This is a genomic window from Enterobacter sp. JS8-1 (assembly GCF_049187015.1).
Lineage (GTDB): Bacteria > Pseudomonadota > Gammaproteobacteria > Enterobacterales > Enterobacteriaceae > Enterobacter > Enterobacter mori.
In genome coordinates this window covers 4,096,648-4,113,028 of sequence record NZ_CP185805.1, presented here as the reverse complement: position 1 = coordinate 4,113,028, position 16,381 = coordinate 4,096,648, and the positions used below count along the sequence as shown (strand labels likewise).

15 protein-coding genes and 1 riboswitch are annotated in these 16,381 nt (G+C 56.1%); of the genes, 7 read left to right on the top strand and 8 right to left on the bottom strand.

Translation table 11 applies throughout. The annotated features are described in order from the left end of the window. Nucleotides 1–47 precede the first annotated feature (47 nt). A complete protein-coding gene (locus tag ACOQH0_RS19555; protein WP_214598118.1) occupies nt 48–1,061 on the bottom strand; it encodes an alpha/beta hydrolase in 1,014 nt (337 codons plus the stop codon). 147 nt (nt 1,062–1,208) lie between these two features. Here ACOQH0_RS19555 and ACOQH0_RS19550 point away from each other — a divergent pair, with 147 nt between their 5' ends. Then, nucleotides 1,209–1,631, top strand: coding sequence for a MarR family winged helix-turn-helix transcriptional regulator (locus ACOQH0_RS19550; RefSeq protein ID WP_089599627.1), 423 nt, complete (start codon nt 1,209–1,211; stop codon nt 1,629–1,631). A 40-nt stretch (nt 1,632–1,671) separates the two neighbouring features. On the opposite strand, the gene ACOQH0_RS19545 is transcribed toward ACOQH0_RS19550, so the two are convergent. Both ACOQH0_RS19545 and plsY read right to left on the bottom strand, forming a co-directional pair. After that, entirely contained in the window at nt 1,672–3,138 is a 1,467-nt protein-coding gene (locus ACOQH0_RS19545; protein WP_421511040.1) for an MFS transporter, read from the bottom strand. Between the two features lie 93 nt (nt 3,139–3,231). Further along, nucleotides 3,232–3,846: a glycerol-3-phosphate 1-O-acyltransferase PlsY gene (gene plsY, locus ACOQH0_RS19540; protein WP_010435699.1), complete on the bottom strand. Its 615-nt coding sequence runs from the start codon at nt 3,844–3,846 to the stop codon at nt 3,232–3,234. Between the two features lie 107 nt (nt 3,847–3,953). Between plsY and folB the strand changes: the two genes are divergently transcribed. Then, on the top strand, nt 3,954–4,322 hold the full coding sequence (gene folB / locus ACOQH0_RS19535) for a bifunctional dihydroneopterin aldolase/7,8-dihydroneopterin epimerase (protein WP_148400548.1): 369 nt from the start codon (nt 3,954–3,956) through the stop codon (nt 4,320–4,322). A 106-nt stretch (nt 4,323–4,428) separates the two neighbouring features. Next, nucleotides 4,429–5,250, top strand: a complete 822-nt coding sequence (gene bacA, locus ACOQH0_RS19530; RefSeq protein ID WP_010435693.1) for an undecaprenyl-diphosphate phosphatase — start codon at nt 4,429–4,431, stop codon at nt 5,248–5,250. A 13-nt stretch (nt 5,251–5,263) separates the two neighbouring features. On the opposite strand, the gene ACOQH0_RS19525 is transcribed toward bacA, so the two are convergent. After that, complete coding sequence (locus ACOQH0_RS19525) at nt 5,264–6,505, bottom strand: multifunctional CCA addition/repair protein (protein ID WP_421511039.1); 1,242 nt, start codon at nt 6,503–6,505, stop codon at nt 5,264–5,266. Between the two features lie 60 nt (nt 6,506–6,565). Next, nucleotides 6,566–7,186 (bottom strand): TIGR04211 family SH3 domain-containing protein, encoded by a 621-nt coding sequence (locus ACOQH0_RS19520; RefSeq protein ID WP_010435686.1) that lies wholly within the window; start codon nt 7,184–7,186, stop codon nt 6,566–6,568. 237 nt (nt 7,187–7,423) lie between these two features. Between ACOQH0_RS19520 and ACOQH0_RS19515 the strand changes: the two genes are divergently transcribed. The 3 genes from ACOQH0_RS19515 to hldE are packed head-to-tail and all read left to right on the top strand — an operon-like array spanning nt 7,424 to nt 13,073. Continuing rightward, entirely contained in the window at nt 7,424–8,725 is a 1,302-nt protein-coding gene (locus ACOQH0_RS19515; RefSeq protein ID WP_421511038.1) for an inorganic triphosphatase, read from the top strand. Between the two features lie 18 nt (nt 8,726–8,743). Next, nucleotides 8,744–11,602: a bifunctional [glutamate--ammonia ligase]-adenylyl-L-tyrosine phosphorylase/[glutamate--ammonia-ligase] adenylyltransferase gene (gene glnE, locus ACOQH0_RS19510; protein ID WP_421512377.1), complete on the top strand. Its 2,859-nt coding sequence runs from the start codon at nt 8,744–8,746 to the stop codon at nt 11,600–11,602. A gap of 40 nt (nt 11,603–11,642) precedes the next feature. Further along, on the top strand, nt 11,643–13,073 hold the full coding sequence (hldE, locus tag ACOQH0_RS19505; protein ID WP_421511037.1) for a bifunctional D-glycero-beta-D-manno-heptose-7-phosphate kinase/D-glycero-beta-D-manno-heptose 1-phosphate adenylyltransferase HldE: 1,431 nt from the start codon (nt 11,643–11,645) through the stop codon (nt 13,071–13,073). Between the two features lie 115 nt (nt 13,074–13,188). Here hldE and ubiK read toward each other — a convergent pair whose 3' ends face one another. Continuing rightward, nucleotides 13,189–13,485 (bottom strand): ubiquinone biosynthesis accessory factor UbiK, encoded by a 297-nt coding sequence (gene ubiK / locus ACOQH0_RS19500; RefSeq protein ID WP_020689465.1) that lies wholly within the window; start codon nt 13,483–13,485, stop codon nt 13,189–13,191. Between the two features lie 121 nt (nt 13,486–13,606). Beyond that, a riboswitch (FMN riboswitch) is annotated at nt 13,607–13,757 on the top strand. 106 nt (nt 13,758–13,863) lie between these two features. Here ubiK and ribB point away from each other — a divergent pair. Then, complete coding sequence (gene ribB / locus ACOQH0_RS19495; protein ID WP_010435670.1) at nt 13,864–14,517, top strand: 3,4-dihydroxy-2-butanone-4-phosphate synthase; 654 nt, start codon at nt 13,864–13,866, stop codon at nt 14,515–14,517. Between the two features lie 57 nt (nt 14,518–14,574). On the opposite strand, the gene ACOQH0_RS19490 is transcribed toward ribB, so the two are convergent. Both ACOQH0_RS19490 and ACOQH0_RS19485 read right to left on the bottom strand, forming a co-directional pair. Next, the gene (locus ACOQH0_RS19490) at nt 14,575–15,636 is read right to left on the bottom strand and encodes a pilus assembly protein (RefSeq protein WP_421512376.1); all 1,062 of its coding nucleotides are present in this window, start codon (nt 15,634–15,636) and stop codon (nt 14,575–14,577) included. A gap of 2 nt (nt 15,637–15,638) precedes the next feature. Beyond that, entirely contained in the window at nt 15,639–16,373 is a 735-nt protein-coding gene (locus tag ACOQH0_RS19485) for a molecular chaperone (RefSeq protein WP_421511036.1), read from the bottom strand. Between the last annotated feature and the right edge of the window lie 8 nt (nt 16,374–16,381).

Sequence of the window (16,381 nt, the reverse complement as noted above, 5' to 3'; positions counted from 1 at the left end):
AAAAGCACGCCCGGGAGGCGTGCTGTCTGACAAACATCGCGATGCCGTTATTTCAGGTGCTCATGCAGCGCTGCGCCAGCCTGCTCCAGGGCAACCTTGACCGTAGGCTCTTCGCTCAGTGGATTGAGCAGGCCGTAATCGTGGATCATGCCGTTATAGCGCGTGACGGTCACCGGGACGCCAGCCGCATCCAGTTTACGCCCGAATGCCTCACCTTCATCCCGCAGAACGTCCAACTCTGCTGTCTGAATCAGCGTCTCCGGGAAGCCTTTCAGCTGCGCGGCGCTGGCGCGAAGCGGAGAGGCAAGGATATTGTTGCGATCGGCTGCGTTGGTGGTGTAGTTGTCCCAGAACCATTTCATCATGTTTTTCGACAGGAAATAGCCGTTCTCGAACTGGTTATACGAGGCAGTATCAAAATTCGCATCGGTCACAGGCCAGAGCATGACGTTGTAGCGAATTTTTGGCCCATTAAATTGTTTTGCCTGCAGCGCCACGGAAGCCACCATATTGCCGCCCACGCTGTTACCGACCAGACCCAGACGGCTACCGTCCACGCCAATTTCCTGACCGTGCTCGGCTACCCATTTTGTCGCTTCATAGGCCTGATGAATGGCCACCGGGAAATGGGCCTCAGGTGATGGCGTGTAATCAACGTAAACCGCTGCGGCACCCGACGCACGAACGAGGTCGCGGATTAAACGCTCATGGGTTGGGAAATCACCCAGCACCCAGCCGCCGCCGTGGAAGAACATAAATGCCGGGAGCGTGCCGCTGGCGTTTTCAGGTTTCACTATTTTCAGTTTGATCGCCTGGCCATTAACCTGGATCGTTTTTTCAGAAACCTGAGCGGGCGGCAGTTTTGCGCCTTGCTGCGCGCCGATCAGTACCTGGCGGGCTTCCTGAGGGGTCATCTGTTCCATTGGTTTACCCTTGCCAGAATTCAAAACATTGAGAAATGCCTGTACGCCTGCGGTCGGGGTAGGGGTATTGGTGGTTTGAGCGGATGCCGCGGCTGACGCGAAGACGGAAGAAACCAGGATGGCGGTTAATGTTTTCATGACGATACCTCTTTAAACGTGTTTGATGGGATAAGATAACTAAGTAGTGCGCTACTTAATTGTTGGTATAATACTTGCGCGCAAGATACTTTTAGTCAAACGTTATTTATAATTTTTTTAGACAACAGATTCGGGGTTGATAGAAAAATGAAAGAAAACAAAACGCTAGATGATTTACTTTGCTTCTCGCTCTACTCGGTTACCAATGCGTTCGTTCGCCAGTATCGCCCCTTACTGCAGGAGATGGATCTGACCTATCCGCAATTCGTTGTGTTGATGGCGCTTTATGAGAAAGACAACATCCCACTTCGCGATCTCAGCGATAAGACGTTTTTTGATTCGGGCACATTGACCCCGCTTGTACAAAAGCTTGAGGCAAAAGGATTTCTCAACCGTATCGCGGTTGTGGGGGATGAAAGGATGAAAAATGTCGTTCTGACAGAAAAAGCTAACGCACTGAAAAAACAGGTGATGGCGCTGCCGGACCAGATTCGTTGCAGCATGCGGATGAATGATGATGAGCTTGAGATGCTAAAAAAACTCTCCCGAACTCTGCTGGACGATTTATAAGCGCCCTTCGGTGGGAGGAACCCACCGAAGTGACCTGTCGTTACCGATAATCCTCCGCATCCACATTATACCCGGACGGCTCCCAGCGGATCGCCAGCAGAGACGCCAGGCCGATAAACGGTGCCAGCGCTATCACCCAGAACACGGCGGTATCCAGCGAAGCAACCAGCAGCGGGAACAAGAATAGCGACAGCGTCGAGCTGCTGCGCATCAGCGTCTGGTTGAGACCCACGCCCACGCCGCGCAGCGAGGTCGGGTAGCTCAATGACGCAAACGTCATGGTATGCGCACCCGGGCCAAAGCCCTGACCGAACAGGAATAGTGCCAGCATCGAAACAGCAAGCACCCCTTCAGAGGCACCTTCCGGTCGGCCTGTCAGCGCCAGCCCGAGCAGCGCCACAAGTTGGCAGGCATAGCCCGCGAGCGACATCCGCCACGCGCCGAAGCGTGGAACATAGCGCACCGCCAGTAATCCGCCAACAAACGCAAACAGCAGGTTAAGCACCAGCGAGATCAAAATGGTGGTGAGCATCGACTGCACGAAGAAGCTTGAAATAATCACCGGCAGGCCAAAGGCCACGGCGTTATAGGCAAACGAGGAGACCACCGACAGCAGCGTGGCGAGGATGGTACGCCGCAGATAAATGCCCCGGAACAGGTTGAGGTAGTTCGACCATTTCGCCTTGTTAACCACCGGCGCGGGCTGGTCAAGGGCATCCTGCGGCACGTGGGCGTTGATGTTGTACGACTGCCGCAAAATGGATGCCGCCTCTTTCAGGTTGCCCTGATTCGCCGCCCAGACCGGAGACTCGCTCATGTAGCGGCTGCGAATGGCGATAATCACCAGCGCGGGCACCGCGCCAAAGCCAAGGATCAGGCGCCAGAGCCAGTCGCTGTGGCTTTCCGGTAGCACGGCGTAGAAGAAGAGCACCAACAGGTAGGAGACGCTGATGGCCGCATACCAGGTAGGGCACCACATCGCGACGCTGGAAGCTTTGTTTCCCGGACCTTTCAGTCTGGCGAACTCGCTGAGAAACGCCATCGCCACGGGAAGGTCGATCCCTACGCCGAGCCCCATCACAAAGCGCGCGCCCGCCAGCACATATTCGTTCGGAGCCAGCGCACAGGCGATAGCGGCGACGACAAAGAAGACCATATCGGCCATAAACACGCGGTAGCGCCCGATTTTATCCGTGAGATAGCCGCCGAGCAGCGCCCCGACGATGGCACCAAAGGTAATGGCCGACGCCACCATCCCTGTGCCCGCAGGGGTTAAATTGAATTCGCGGGTAATGTCCTTGATGCCAAACGCCAGTGCGCCGAGATCGTACGCGTCGAGGAAAATACCGCCCAGCGCGATACCGACCACGATACGGGCGTTGGCCCGGCCCTGAGAGCCGTCGTTAACCAGACGTGAAACGTCCGATGCGCTGCGCACCCACTTGATGTCGCCATCCGGGGTGCTTCCTGCCGTTGAAAGGGGAGTTGTATCTGTGATTTCTGCCATTTTTCTTTTTGTGTGGTTGTGTTGTGTCTCTAACAGTTACCACAGGCAGAAGGTGACCAAAATCACATTTGGTTATAAGGCATAACGAACGCTTTATTTAGCGTCTTTCTTCTTACGCTTGAGCTTCGTCCAGATCTTGGTTTCCTGACGACGCCACAGGCGCTGAATGTTGTCGTGATGGCGCAGCAGGATCAGGCAGGAGAGCATCGACACCGGGAAGGTGAACTGGGGTTTAAACCACCAGACGTAGAACGGGGCAATTAGCGCGCTGACGATCGCACCCAGCGACGAGTAGCCGCTCAGAAGAATGGTGAGCAGCCAGGTCCCGGCCATCACGCCGGTGAGATCCCAGCCGATAGGTGCAATCGCACCGAAGGCCGTCGCAACGCCTTTTCCGCCTTTAAAACCAAAGAAAACGGGCCAGATATGGCCGACGCAGGCGGCGATGGCGATAAGACCGAGCCAGAACGGCGTGACGCCCAGCGCATACGCGCCCCAGACGGGTAGCATCCCTTTCAGAACATCAAAAATCAAAACCGCTACGGCTGCTCCCTTGCCGCCAATTCGTAGTACATTGGTCGCCCCCGGATTCCCGGAACCACTTTCGCGTGGGTCAGGCAACCCGGCGATGCGGCAGACCAGAATGGCGCTGGAGATTGAGCCGCAAAGGTAGGCGAGGATAATCATTCCAGGCGCGATTGCACTCATAACGCTGTTCCGTTTTGAAAATGTATCTGTATTCTCAGCATCTGTGGATAATACGCATAATTCGCCGGAAGTGGTATCCGGTTTAGCCAAAAAGCAGGCAGGTCGTGATGGATATTGTATTTATAGAGCAACTTTCGGTAATCACCACTATTGGTGTTTACGACTGGGAACAGACCATCGAGCAGAAGCTGGTGTTCGATATCGAAATGGGCTGGGATAACCGCGCGTCGGCAAAAAGTGACGATGTGAATGACTGTCTGAGCTATGCCGACATCAGTGAAACGGTCATCAACCATGTGGAAGGGCAGCGTTTTGCGCTGGTGGAACGCGTGGCGGAAGAGGTGGCGGAGCTACTGCTGACCAAATTTAACTCGCCATGGGTACGCATCAAGTTAAGCAAACCGGGGGCGGTAGCGCGCGCTGCCAACGTGGGCGTGATTATCGAGCGTGGCAATAATCTGAAAGCAAAGATTTAACGTCATAATCGCTAAACCATTTTAGGTTATACCGGTCATAAAGCTGTATCTTTCACGGTTGTCCACGTGGGACACCGTTTTTTTATATCTTTTTAGGGGTTTATAGATGAGCGATATGCACTCGCTGCTGGTGGCGGCAATACTGGGTGTGGTCGAAGGATTGACGGAGTTTTTGCCGGTTTCCAGTACGGGCCATATGATTATCGTCGGCCACCTGCTGGGCTTTGAGGGCGATACCGCAAAGACGTTCGAAGTGGTGATTCAGTTGGGTTCTATTCTGGCGGTTGTGGTGATGTTCTGGCGTCGTCTGTTTGGCCTGATCGGCATTCACTTTGGACGTTTGCCGCAGCGTGAAGGGGAAGGCAAGGGCCGTCTGACGCTGATTCACATTCTGCTCGGCATGGTCCCTGCGGTCGTGCTGGGGCTGGTATTCCACGACACCATCAAATCGCTGTTTAACCCGATTAACGTGATGTATGCGCTGGTGGTTGGCGGTTTCCTGCTGATTGCAGCAGAAGTGCTGAAACCTAAAACCCCACGTGCGGAAGGTCTGGATGATATGACCTACCGTCAGGCGTTTATCATTGGTTGCTTCCAGTGTCTGGCGCTGTGGCCGGGCTTCTCGCGCTCAGGGGCGACCATTTCTGGTGGCATGCTGATGGGTGTGAGCCGTTATGCCGCGTCGGAATTTTCATTCCTGCTGGCGGTGCCGATGATGATGGGCGCCACCGTACTCGACGTCTATAAGAGCTATCACTTCCTGACGGCTGGCGACATTCCGATGTTCGCCGTGGGCTTCATCACCGCCTTCATCGTGGCGCTGATCGCCATCAAAACCTTCCTGCAGCTGATCAAGCGTATCTCGTTCATTCCGTTCGCGATCTACCGCTTTATCGTCGCGGCTGCGGTGTACGTGGTCTTCTTCTGATGACCAACGGCCCTCAGTCTTTTGGCTGAGGGCAACGCTTTTCCTTCCATGCCGCAACGGCTTCTGTCCTGCGTTTCGTCAACTCCTCCCGAATTTCCGGTCCTTTGAATCCTGCTTCAACAACATCTTTCGTGGGTACGGCTTTCGCCACGTCCCAGGCTTCACGCAGCAAACGGCCCTGTGGGTAATCGCATGCCTCAAACCCGGTGCGACCGCGCACGTCGGCTTCGCTGGTCAGGGCGATCTGCTCCACGCGCTGGGGTTTACGCCAGGCGTCGATATTATCGAACAGCTTAACGATGGTGGCCGGTTTCAGGATCGGGAAGGTATGGATGAGATCGTGGAACTCTGCCACCAGTTTTGCCAGGTCGCGGATCTCATTTGGCACGCGCAGCCGCTGGCAAATGCCGTCGACCAGCTTCACGCCTGCCGGACCGTGTCCGTGATGGCGCGGCCAGAACTCCTTCGGCGTTAACCCTTTGCCGAGATCGTGGCACAGAGTGGAAAAACGCACGTCCACGTCCGGGCTGAGCATGGCGGCCATGCTGAGCGTCATCAGGGTATGAATACCGGTATCAATTTCCGGGTGCCATTTCTCCGGGGCGGGGACGCCAAACAGCACGTCGATTTCCGGGAACAGCACTTTCAGCGCGCCACAGTCGCGCAGCACCTGGAAAAAGACCTGCGGGTTGCGGGTCGTGAGGGCGTTTTCCGTCTCTTTCCAGACGCGTTCTGGCGTCAGGTGTTCCAGTTCGCCCGCTTCGGTCATCGCGGTCATCAGCGCCATGGTTTCATCAGCGATACGGAAACTGAGATGCGCATAACGCGCGGCGAAACGTGCCACGCGCAGCACGCGGAGCGGATCTTCAGAAAAAGCCGGGGAAACGTGACGTAAAAGACGGTCGCGCAGATCGTCCTGACCGCCGTAGGCATCAATGATCTGGCCGTGCTCGTCCTGCGCAAGGGCGTTGATGGTGAGATCGCGGCGCAGCAGATCCTGCTCCAGCGTCACATCCGGGGCGGCGTAGCAGGTAAAGCCGGTATAGCCAGAGCCGGATTTTCGTTCGGTACGCGCCAGGGCGTACTCTTCACGGCTTTTAGGATGAAGAAAAACGGGAAAGTCGCGGCCTACCTGCTGGTAGCCCGCGTCGAGCATCTCTTCGGGGGTGGCACCCACCACCACCCAGTCTTTATCTTTGACCGGCAGACCTAACAACGCATCACGTACCGCACCACCGACCAGATAACTCTTCACACCAACGCTCCCGTTTTCTCTTTTCGCAAGATAATACGTAAGTGTGGCAGAGAAGACGAGTTAGTTCATCCAGCGGTCTTTGCGCTTACGGCTTGGGATCAGCATTGGCAGCACCAGACCCAGCACCAGACCGACGCCCAGCACGCCGCCGCCATACATGAACCACTGCATGATGATGGTGCGCTGTTTATCATCAAGCTGCAGGTTGGCGGCATTCACTTTCTTCTGCGCGACAATCAGCTCGTTTTTCAGCTTCTGGTTCTCTTCCTTCAAACCGTTTATCACACCATCGCTCTGGGCCACTTTCTGCTGCATTTCTGCCGTGCGCTGGTTCCAGGTGTTATCGATGTTGGTCAGCTTATCGGTCAGGGTTTTCACCTGGTTTTCCAGGTCCGGCACGCGGGTGCGCAGGCTTGGCACGTTGCTCAGCTCTTTCAGCGGGATCCACGAGGTGCGACCGGAGCTGTCGCGTACCTGACCGTAGTTGGTGTCTGCATTGGTTTGTAACAGAACCACTTCCTCGCCGGCATTTACCGTGCCCACGAGGCGATAATTGTCCCCAGGGCCACTGCGTACCCAGGTGTTCAGTTCATCAGAAACGTAACGCTTCTCTTCAGCGTGGACCGCGGTTGCGGCGCTAAAAGCGAGTAAAGTAAGTCCAATCAGGCGTAATTTAAGCATATCAGTCGTTATTTTCATAAATAGTGGAACGATAGTAGTGGTATCAGTGTCTCTACGCAAAGGATTCGTCATCAATCGGAATCATCTGTGTCGTGATTTCCACCTCTTCAAACTTTTACGCCCGTCAAATTGCTCATTGCGTGGTAATTTGGCGCAAAATACTATGTACTGACAAACAAATGGCGAGGAAGTTCGCCTTCATCGACGCGTCTGTGACGCAGGCAAAAGTACAAGGCTATGGCACAAGAAATCGAATTAAAGTTTATCGTCGAAAAAGACAGCGTTGACGCACTCCGTCAGCATCTGCACACGCTTTCAGGCGAACACCATGAACCGGTACAACTGCTTAATATCTATTACGAAACGCCGGATAACTGGCTGCGTCGTCACGATATGGGCCTGCGCATCCGTGGCGCGAGCGGGCGCTACGAGATGACGATGAAAATTGCCGGTCGCGTGGTGGGCGGTTTGCACCAGCGCCCGGAATACAATATCGACATCAGTAAGCCAGAACTTGAGCTTGAACGTTTTCCGGCTGAGGTCTGGCCGGAAGGCAAACTCCCGGCAACCTTATCCGCAGAAGTACAGCCGCTGTTCAGCACCGATTTCTGGCGCGAGAAATGGCTGGTGACGGAAGGCAAAAGCCGCATTGAAATCGCCCTCGATCTGGGCGAGGTGAAGGCGGGGGAGTCCCAGGAACCGATTTGCGAACTGGAGCTTGAACTGCTGGAAGGTGACGCCAACGACGTGCTGAAGCTGGCGCGCAAGCTGGTGAACCAGTCTGGACTGCGTCAGGGAAGCCTGAGCAAAGCCGCGCGCGGCTACCACCTGGCGGCGGGGAATGCGCCGCGCGTGCTGAAAGAGACGACCATTTTGCACGTTGCGCCGAAAGCCAGCGTTGAACAGGGTCTGGAAGCCGCGCTGGAGCTGGCGCTTTCCCAGTGGCAGTACCACGAAGAGCTGTGGGTGCGTAATGTGAAAAACGCGAAATCCCACGTGCTGGCGGCTATTGCCCTGGTGCGTCATACCCTTGCGTTGTTCGGCGGTATCGTTCCTCGCAAAGCAAGTGCTCACTTACGCGATCTGCTGACGCAAACCGAAGCGCTGATGCTCTCGGACGTATCCGCGCAAACGGCGATCTACAGCCCGCAAACCGCCACGGCAAAACTGGCGCTGACCGAGTTTCTGGTGACGCGAGGCTGGCGTACTTTCCTGGATGCAAAAGCGCAAACCAAAATCGCGGAAAACTTCAAACGTTTCGCGGATATTCATCTTTCCCGCCATGCCGCTGAACTGAAGACCACGTTTGCCTACCCGCTGGGCGATCAGTATGGCGATCAGCTTCCCCGTCTTTCGCGTAATATCGACAGCATGGTGCTGCTGTCCGGTGCCTATGACGGCGTGAAGGCGCAGGCCTGGCTGGAGAACTGGCAGGGGCTGAAACACGCCATTGAAACCCGCCAGCATATTGAGATTGAGCATTTCCGTAACGAGGCCATTTCGCAGGAGCCGTTCTGGCTGCACAGCGGAAAACGTTAACTCTGGCAAGGAACCCCAATAATGCCGCTTTCTTCGCAATTACAGCAGCAGTGGCAGACCGTTTGCGAACGTCTGCCCGAGTCATTACCGGCCTCATCGTTAAGCGAGCAGGCAAAGAGCGTGCTCGCCTTCAGTGATTTTGTGCAGGAAAGTATCGCCGCCAACCCGGGCTGGCTGGCAGAGCTTGAGAACGCACCGCCACAGGCGGATGAGTGGCGGCATTATGCTGGCTGGCTGCAAACCGCACTCGAAGACGTAGCGGATGAAGCGACGCTGATGCGCGTGCTGCGCCAGTTCCGCCGTCGGGTCATGGTGCGTATCGCCTGGGCGCAGTCCCTGGAGCGGGTAAGCGAAGAGAGCACCTTGCAGCAGCTAAGCGAGCTGGCGCAAACGCTGATTGTCGCCGCGCGCGACTGGCTCTACGCCGCCTGCTGTAAAGAGTGGGGTACGCCGTGCAGCGAGGAAGGGGTTCCTCAGCCGCTGTTGATTCTGGGAATGGGCAAGCTCGGCGGCTGCGAGCTGAACTTCTCCTCCGACATCGACCTGATTTTTGCCTGGCCAGAGAACGGCTCCACGCGCGGCGGCCGACGCGAGCTGGACAATGCCCAGTTCTTTACCCGCCTCGGCCAGCGTCTGATTAAGGCGCTGGATCAGCCCACGCAGGACGGTTTTGTCTACCGCGTGGACATGCGTTTGCGTCCGTTTGGCGACAGCGGCCCGCTGGTGCTGAGCTTTGCCGCGCTGGAAGATTACTACCAGGAGCAGGGGCGCGACTGGGAGCGCTACGCGATGGTCAAAGCGCGGATCATGGGTGACAGCGACGACGCTTACGCCAACGAGCTGCGCGCCATGCTGCGCCCGTTCGTGTTCCGTCGCTATATCGACTTCAGCGTGATCCAGTCCCTGCGTAATATGAAAGGGATGATCGCCCGTGAGGTGCGCCGTCGCGGTCTGAAGGACAACATAAAGCTCGGCGCGGGCGGCATTCGCGAAATTGAATTTATCGTGCAGGTCTTCCAGCTTATTCGCGGCGGGCGTGAGCCATCGCTGCAGTCCCGCTCGCTGTTGCCGACGCTGAGCGCCATCGAGCAGCTGCACCTGCTGCCAGAAGGCGACGCGCAAACCCTGCGCGAGGCCTATCTGTTCCTGCGCCGTCTTGAAAATCTGCTGCAAAGCATCAACGACGAACAGACCCAGACTCTGCCGGGCGACGACCTGAACCGGGCGCGTCTGGCCTGGGGCATGCGCGCGGAAGACTGGTCAACGCTGACCGAACGGCTGGATGCCCATATGGCAGGCGTGCGCCGCATCTTTAACGACCTGATTGGTGATGACGAAAGTGAGTCGCAGGACGATGCGCTTTCCGAGCACTGGCGCGAGCTGTGGCAGGACGCGCTTCAGGAAGATGACACGACCCCCGTGCTGGCACACCTGAGTGACGATGCCCGTCATCGCGTGGTGGCGCTAATCGCGGATTTCCGTCTTGAACTGAACAAACGCGCCATTGGCCCGCGTGGTCGTCAGGTGCTGGATCACCTGATGCCGCACCTGCTGAGCGAGGTCTGCTCGCGAGCGGACGCGCCGGTGCCGCTGTCGCGCATGATGCCGCTGCTGAGCGGGATTATCACGCGTACCACCTATCTGGAGCTCCTGAGCGAGTTTCCGGGCGCGCTCAAGCATCTGATTTCCCTCTGTGCCGCGTCGCCGATGGTGGCGAACAAGCTGGCACGTTACCCGCTGCTGCTGGATGAGCTGCTCGACCCGAACACGCTGTATCAGCCCACGGCGACGGATGCCTACCGCGACGAGCTGCGACAGTATCTGCTGCGCGTGCCGGAAGAAGATGAAGAGCAACAGCTTGAGGCGCTGCGCCAGTTTAAGCAGGCGCAGATGCTGCGCGTGGCGGCTGCGGATATCGCCGGAACGCTGCCGGTGATGAAAGTGAGCGATCACTTAACCTGGCTTGCGGAAGCGATTATCGACGCGGTGGTGCATCAGGCGTGGGTGCAGATGGTGGCGCGCTACGGCCAGCCGAAACACCTGGCCGACCGTGAGGGTCGCGGTTTCGCGGTGGTGGGCTACGGCAAGCTTGGCGGCTGGGAGCTGGGATACAGTTCTGATCTCGATCTTATTTTCCTGCACGATTGCCCGGTTGACGTGATGACCGACGGCGAGCGTGAAATTGACGGGCGCCAGTTCTACCTGCGTCTGGCGCAGCGCATCATGCACCTGTTCAGCACCCGCACCTCGTCGGGCATTTTGTATGAAGTGGATGCCCGTCTGCGCCCGTCCGGCGCGGCGGGCATGCTGGTCACCTCGACGGAGTCCTTCGCCGATTACCAGAAGAGTGAAGCCTGGACGTGGGAGCATCAGGCGCTGGTGCGCGCACGCGTGGTGTATGGCGATCCGCAGCTAAAAACGCAGTTTGACGTCATCCGCAAGGAGGTCATGACCACCCCGCGTGACGGCAGTACGTTGCAGACCGAAGTGCGCGAAATGCGCGAGAAAATGCGTGCGCACTTAGGCAATAAGCATCGCGATCGCTTTGATATTAAAGCCGATGAGGGCGGGATTACCGATATTGAATTTATTACCCAGTATCTGGTGCTGCTGCACGCGCACGACAAGCCGAAGCTGACGCGCTGGTCGGATAACGTGCGCATTCTGGAACTATTGGCGCAAAACGACATTATGGACGAGCAGGAAGCGCAGGCCTTAACCCGCGCCTACACCACGCTGCGCGACGAGCTGCATCACCTGGCCTTGCAGGAGCAGCCGGGGCACGTGGCGCTGGACTGTTTCATCGCTGAACGCGCTCAGGTAACGGCCAGCTGGCAGAAGTGGCTGGTGGAACCGTGCGTAACAAATCAAGTGTGATATTATCGCGCGCAAATTGTGAATCTTTCTGGAGTCAGGAATGAAAGTAACACTGCCAGAGTTTGAACGTGCTGGGGTAATGGTTGTTGGGGATGTGATGCTGGATCGCTACTGGTACGGCCCGACCAGCCGCATCTCTCCGGAAGCACCGGTACCGGTGGTTAAGGTCGACACCATTGAAGAGCGTCCCGGCGGCGCGGCAAACGTGGCGATGAATATTGCCTCTTTGGGCGCGCATTCGCGTCTGGTGGGCCTGACCGGCATCGACGATGCGGCGCGCGCGCTGAGCAAGTCGCTGGCGGACGTGAACGTGAAGTGCGATTTCGTTTCTGTTCCGACCCACCCGACCATCACCAAGCTGCGCGTGCTGTCGCGCAACCAGCAGCTGATCCGCCTCGACTTTGAAGAAGGTTTTGAGGGCGTCGATCCTGAGCCGCTGCACGAGCGTATCAACCAGGCGCTGGACAATATTGGCGCGCTGGTGCTGTCCGACTATGCGAAAGGTGCCCTGGCAAGCGTACAGACGATGATTAAGCTGGCGCGTAAAGCCAACGTGCCGGTGCTGATCGACCCGAAAGGAACCGATTTTGAGCGTTATCGCGGCGCGACGCTGCTGACGCCAAACCTCTCCGAGTTTGAAGCGGTGGCGGGCAAGTGCAAAACCGAGGAAGAGCTGGTTGAGCGCGGCATGAAGATCATTGCAGATTTCGAGCTGTCCGCGCTGCTGGTGACCCGCTCAGAGCAGGGAATGACGCTGCTGCAGCCGGGCAAAGCGCCGCTGCATATGCCAACCCAGGCGCAAGAAGTGTACGACGTAACCGGTGCCGGTGATACGGTGATTGGTGTCCTGGCGGCGACGCTGGCGGCGGGTAATTCCCTCGAAGAAGCGTGCTACTTTGCGAACGCGGCGGCGGGCGTGGTGGTCGGTAAGCTCGGGACGTCTACCGTTTCGCCTATCGAGCTGGAAAACGCCGTGCGCGGTCGTGCCGATACCGGTTTTGGCGTCATGAGCGAAGACGAGCTGAAAGTGGCCGTCGCCGCTGCGCGCAAGCGCGGTGAGAAAGTGGTGATGACCAACGGCGTGTTCGACATCCTGCATGCGGGCCATGTTTCCTATCTGGCGAATGCGCGCAAGCTGGGCGATCGCCTGATTGTGGCGGTTAACAGCGATGCGTCGACGAAACGCCTGAAGGGTGAAACGCGTCCGGTGAACCCGCTGGAGCAGCGTATGATCGTGCTTGGCGCGCTGGAAGCCGTGGACTGGGTGGTGGCGTTTGAAGAAGACACGCCGCAGCGCCTGATTGCCGGAATTCTGCCAGACCTGCTGGTGAAAGGCGGGGATTACAAACCGGAGCAAATCGCGGGGAGCGAAGAGGTCTGGGCCAACGGCGGTGAGGTGATGGTGCTCAACTTTGAGGACGGGTGTTCAACCACCAACATCATTAAGAAGATCCAGAAAGACAGTCAGTAAAAAACGGGCCATTTGGCCCGTTTTTTTATGTCGGGTGGCGGCTGCGCCTTACCCGACCTACGCGTTCATGTAGGCCCGGTAAGGCGTAGCCGCCACCGGGCACAAGAGGCCGCACTTACTCCTGGTCATCCACCGGTGGAATCGCCGGTGCCGGCTTCACTTCTTCCGGGGTATTGCGGTTTTCCAGCTCGGTCAAACGCTGTTCCAGCAGCGCCAGCTTTTCGCGGGTGCGCAGCAGAACCTGCGTCTGCACGTCGAATTCTTCGCGGCTCACTAAATCAAGGCGAACTAACTGCGCCTGCAGCGTCTGGCGGATTTTCTTCTCAACGTCATCACCAAATTCACGAATGCCTTTTGGCATGGACTCGTGAACCTGACGCGCAATTTGCTCAATTTTCTTCGGGTCAATCATAGTGGCTTCCCTTGATAAAACGGTGTTGATGAACATTGTAGCGCGTCATGCTCCAGGATAAAGCAGATTTGTTTGAAGCTTATGCATTGCCCAGGTTAATCAATAGCGTTATAGTTATCTCGCTTATTCTCAGGGCGGGGCGAAATTCCCCACCGGCGGTAAATCAGCTTAACGCTGAAAGCCCGCGAGCGCTTTGGGTGAATACTCAAAGGTCAGCAGATCCGGTGTAATTCCGGGGCCGACGGTTAGAGTCCGGATGGGAGAGAGTAACGATCCAGTCGGGCATGGGCCCGCTCACGTTATCTTTTTGCCGCTTATACGGCGCTCCTAAGACTGCCCTGATTCTGGTAACCATAATGTTAATGAGGTTTTTTTACCATGAATCAGACGCTACTTTCCTCTTTTGGCACTTCAACTCAACGTGTTGAACATGCACTGGATGCACTGCGCGAAGGCCGCGGTGTGATGGTGCTTGACGATGAAAACCGTGAAAACGAAGGCGACATGATTTTCGCCGCCGAAAACATGACCGTTGAACAGATGGCGCTGACCATCCGTCATGGCAGCGGCATCGTATGCCTGTGTATTACCGAAGATCGTCGTAAGCAGCTCGAGCTGCCGATGATGGTCGAAAACAACACCAGCGCCTTTGGTACCGGTTTTACCGTGACCATTGAAGCGGCGCATGGCGTGACCACCGGTGTGTCTGCGGCTGACCGTCTGACCACCGTACGTGCAGCGATTGCAGACGGTGCGAAGCCATCCGATCTGCATCGTCCAGGCCACGTCTTCCCACTGCGTGCGCAGGCGGGCGGCGTTTTGACCCGCGGCGGTCACACCGAAGCGACTATCGACCTGGTGACCCTGGCAGGCTTCAAACCTGCGGGTGTGCTGTGTGAACTGACCAACGATGATGGCACCATGGCGCGCGCGCCGGAGTGCATCACCTTTGCGCGCCTGCACAACATGCCGGTGGTGACGATTGAAGATCTGGTGGAGTATCGCCAGGCGCACGAGCGCAAAGCCAGCTGAAATGGCTGATATGAAAAAGCCGGGGAAACCCGGCTTTTTTGTGTCTAGTGGTTATGCCTACTGATAGTTAATTTTGATAATAATGTCTTTACTGAATGGGCCGACAGTAACGGCTTCCCCGGGTTTGCGGGTGAGCTCAGCCGTATAATCGTGAGTCAGCGTCGTCACCGTATCATCTGGGTGATAGGTTGCAAAAGGAAGATACTGGTTGTACGCCACGTCGCCGTTGGTTTTATCAATGAGCCGCATAAGTAAACCATTTCCCATGTCAAGATGGGTATTATCGTAGAGCGTATCTGTCGTATAAAAACTTGTCGTGACGTCAAATTGTTCTGAACATCCAGCCGTGGCATCCCTTATCGTCGAAATGCTAAATGGCGAAGTGAGTGCTTTCGCGTTGACTGCGCTCTCCGTGAACTGACCAAAGTTCACAATCTGATTTTCAGGATAGATTCGGATATCCACACCGCAATCAAGAAAATGGATATTAGACAGACCGGTAATATCGTAATGGAGATTTTTTGCGCCAGGCATGACGTTAATCCCACCAGAACCGTCAAACGTCAGCACGGTGACTTGTGCAAAGGTATAGTCAAACTGCTCCTTCGGTACGGCTTTTAGCTTAACGTAGAGACGAAAACGTACTGTAAAGGTCACGCTTTTTTGAACAGTCGTGCCGTTACACGCTGCGACCTTATATTCACCATAAAAATCTTCTTTTTTATCCAGGCAGGCACCCGTATCAATTTTGATATCAGGCATGTCATAGTCAACACCGTTATAGGTTACACCAAATGCCAGATAGGGATTATTGGTCATCAGGCTATCGGTGTTATGAAAGCTGTCCAGAATATAGGCATGAATATTCTCACTCCAGGGATCCTGGTCGACCGGTTTAGTGTGATCGCGGGTAGCATTATCGCAATACACCGTCACCAGCAAATCGCCGCTTTCCCAGATTTTCTGCCCAGGCGGCGCATTGGCCGGTACGGTGAACGTCGGAAGTGTTGTTGTGACCAGGCTTGCGCCGCCAGAACTATCTTTATAGCAATTTAATGCCCATGCAGAGGATGAAAACAGACAGCAAAGAACGAGCATGGCGAGATATATTTTTTTCATCATTATCCCTTTTTCACTGGTTTGCTCTGGCAGGTGGTTTGCACTGTGTTACAGCTCACCTTAAACATTTCCAGGCCACCATAATCGCCGATATAGCCAATTTGAAATTCAGCGGGCAGGTTAGCTAACGGTTGGCTGGCCTGACCGAACGGCTCTATCATGACGCTCTCCGCACCCGGCAATAAGGTTTTCCCGTTCAGGCCGATATAGCCGACGGTAATGTAATACGGGCTGCTGTTTTTGAACTGCAGGGTGCCGGAGACGCGGGATATGACCACCTTATCCAGTGGCACAAACTGTCCTTCTTTCAGCTCAATGGCTTTTGGTCGCCAGAACAACTTAAGGCGGCTTTGCATGGCGATTTGCATCACGTTCTTCTGCTCGGCTTTGGGTGGTATTTCCCGCATGTTGTAATAAAACAGCGACTCACGATCGGCCGGAAGCTGGCTGAGTTTTTGCTGTGCCATCAGGCGCACCTGCGCCTGTTCGTCAGGCTCAATACGCAACAGGGGCGGAATAGGGGAGATAAACTCGCGTGTTTTCTTTCCCGCTTTATCCTCTATCCACGACTGAGCCAGATAGGGGGCGGCTTTACTCTGGTTCGTCAACCTGACCGATACGCTTTTCGCGGAGGCGTTGAAAATGATGCGCGTTCTGTCTGGGGATACGGTGGCGTATGCAGAACTGCACGCGCCCAGAAGACAGATAAGTCCTTTTGAAATTAACGGTATGTTCATTGTTTCAT

Bases quoted from the DNA above. Each gene is read 5' to 3' on its own strand.
- ACOQH0_RS19555 (WP_214598118.1), bottom strand. From the start codon at position 1,061: ATGAAAACATTAACCGCCATCCTGGTTTCTTCCGTCTTCGCGTCAGCC.
- ACOQH0_RS19550 (WP_089599627.1), top strand. From the start codon at position 1,209: ATGAAAGAAAACAAAACGCTAGATGATTTACTTTGCTTCTCGCTCTAC.
- ACOQH0_RS19545 (WP_421511040.1), bottom strand. From the start codon at position 3,138: ATGGCAGAAATCACAGATACAACTCCCCTTTCAACGGCAGGAAGCACC.
- plsY (WP_010435699.1), bottom strand. From the start codon at position 3,846: ATGAGTGCAATCGCGCCTGGAATGATTATCCTCGCCTACCTTTGCGGC.
- folB (WP_148400548.1), top strand. From the start codon at position 3,954: ATGGATATTGTATTTATAGAGCAACTTTCGGTAATCACCACTATTGGT.
- bacA (WP_010435693.1), top strand. From the start codon at position 4,429: ATGAGCGATATGCACTCGCTGCTGGTGGCGGCAATACTGGGTGTGGTC.
- ACOQH0_RS19520 (WP_010435686.1), bottom strand. From the start codon at position 7,186: ATGCTTAAATTACGCCTGATTGGACTTACTTTACTCGCTTTTAGCGCC.
- ACOQH0_RS19515 (WP_421511038.1), top strand. From the start codon at position 7,424: ATGGCACAAGAAATCGAATTAAAGTTTATCGTCGAAAAAGACAGCGTT.
- hldE (WP_421511037.1), top strand. From the start codon at position 11,643: ATGAAAGTAACACTGCCAGAGTTTGAACGTGCTGGGGTAATGGTTGTT.
- ubiK (WP_020689465.1), bottom strand. From the start codon at position 13,485: ATGATTGACCCGAAGAAAATTGAGCAAATTGCGCGTCAGGTTCACGAG.
- ribB (WP_010435670.1), top strand. From the start codon at position 13,864: ATGAATCAGACGCTACTTTCCTCTTTTGGCACTTCAACTCAACGTGTT.
- ACOQH0_RS19490 (WP_421512376.1), bottom strand. From the start codon at position 15,636: ATGAAAAAAATATATCTCGCCATGCTCGTTCTTTGCTGTCTGTTTTCA.
- ACOQH0_RS19485 (WP_421511036.1), bottom strand. From the start codon at position 16,373: ATGAACATACCGTTAATTTCAAAAGGACTTATCTGTCTTCTGGGCGCG.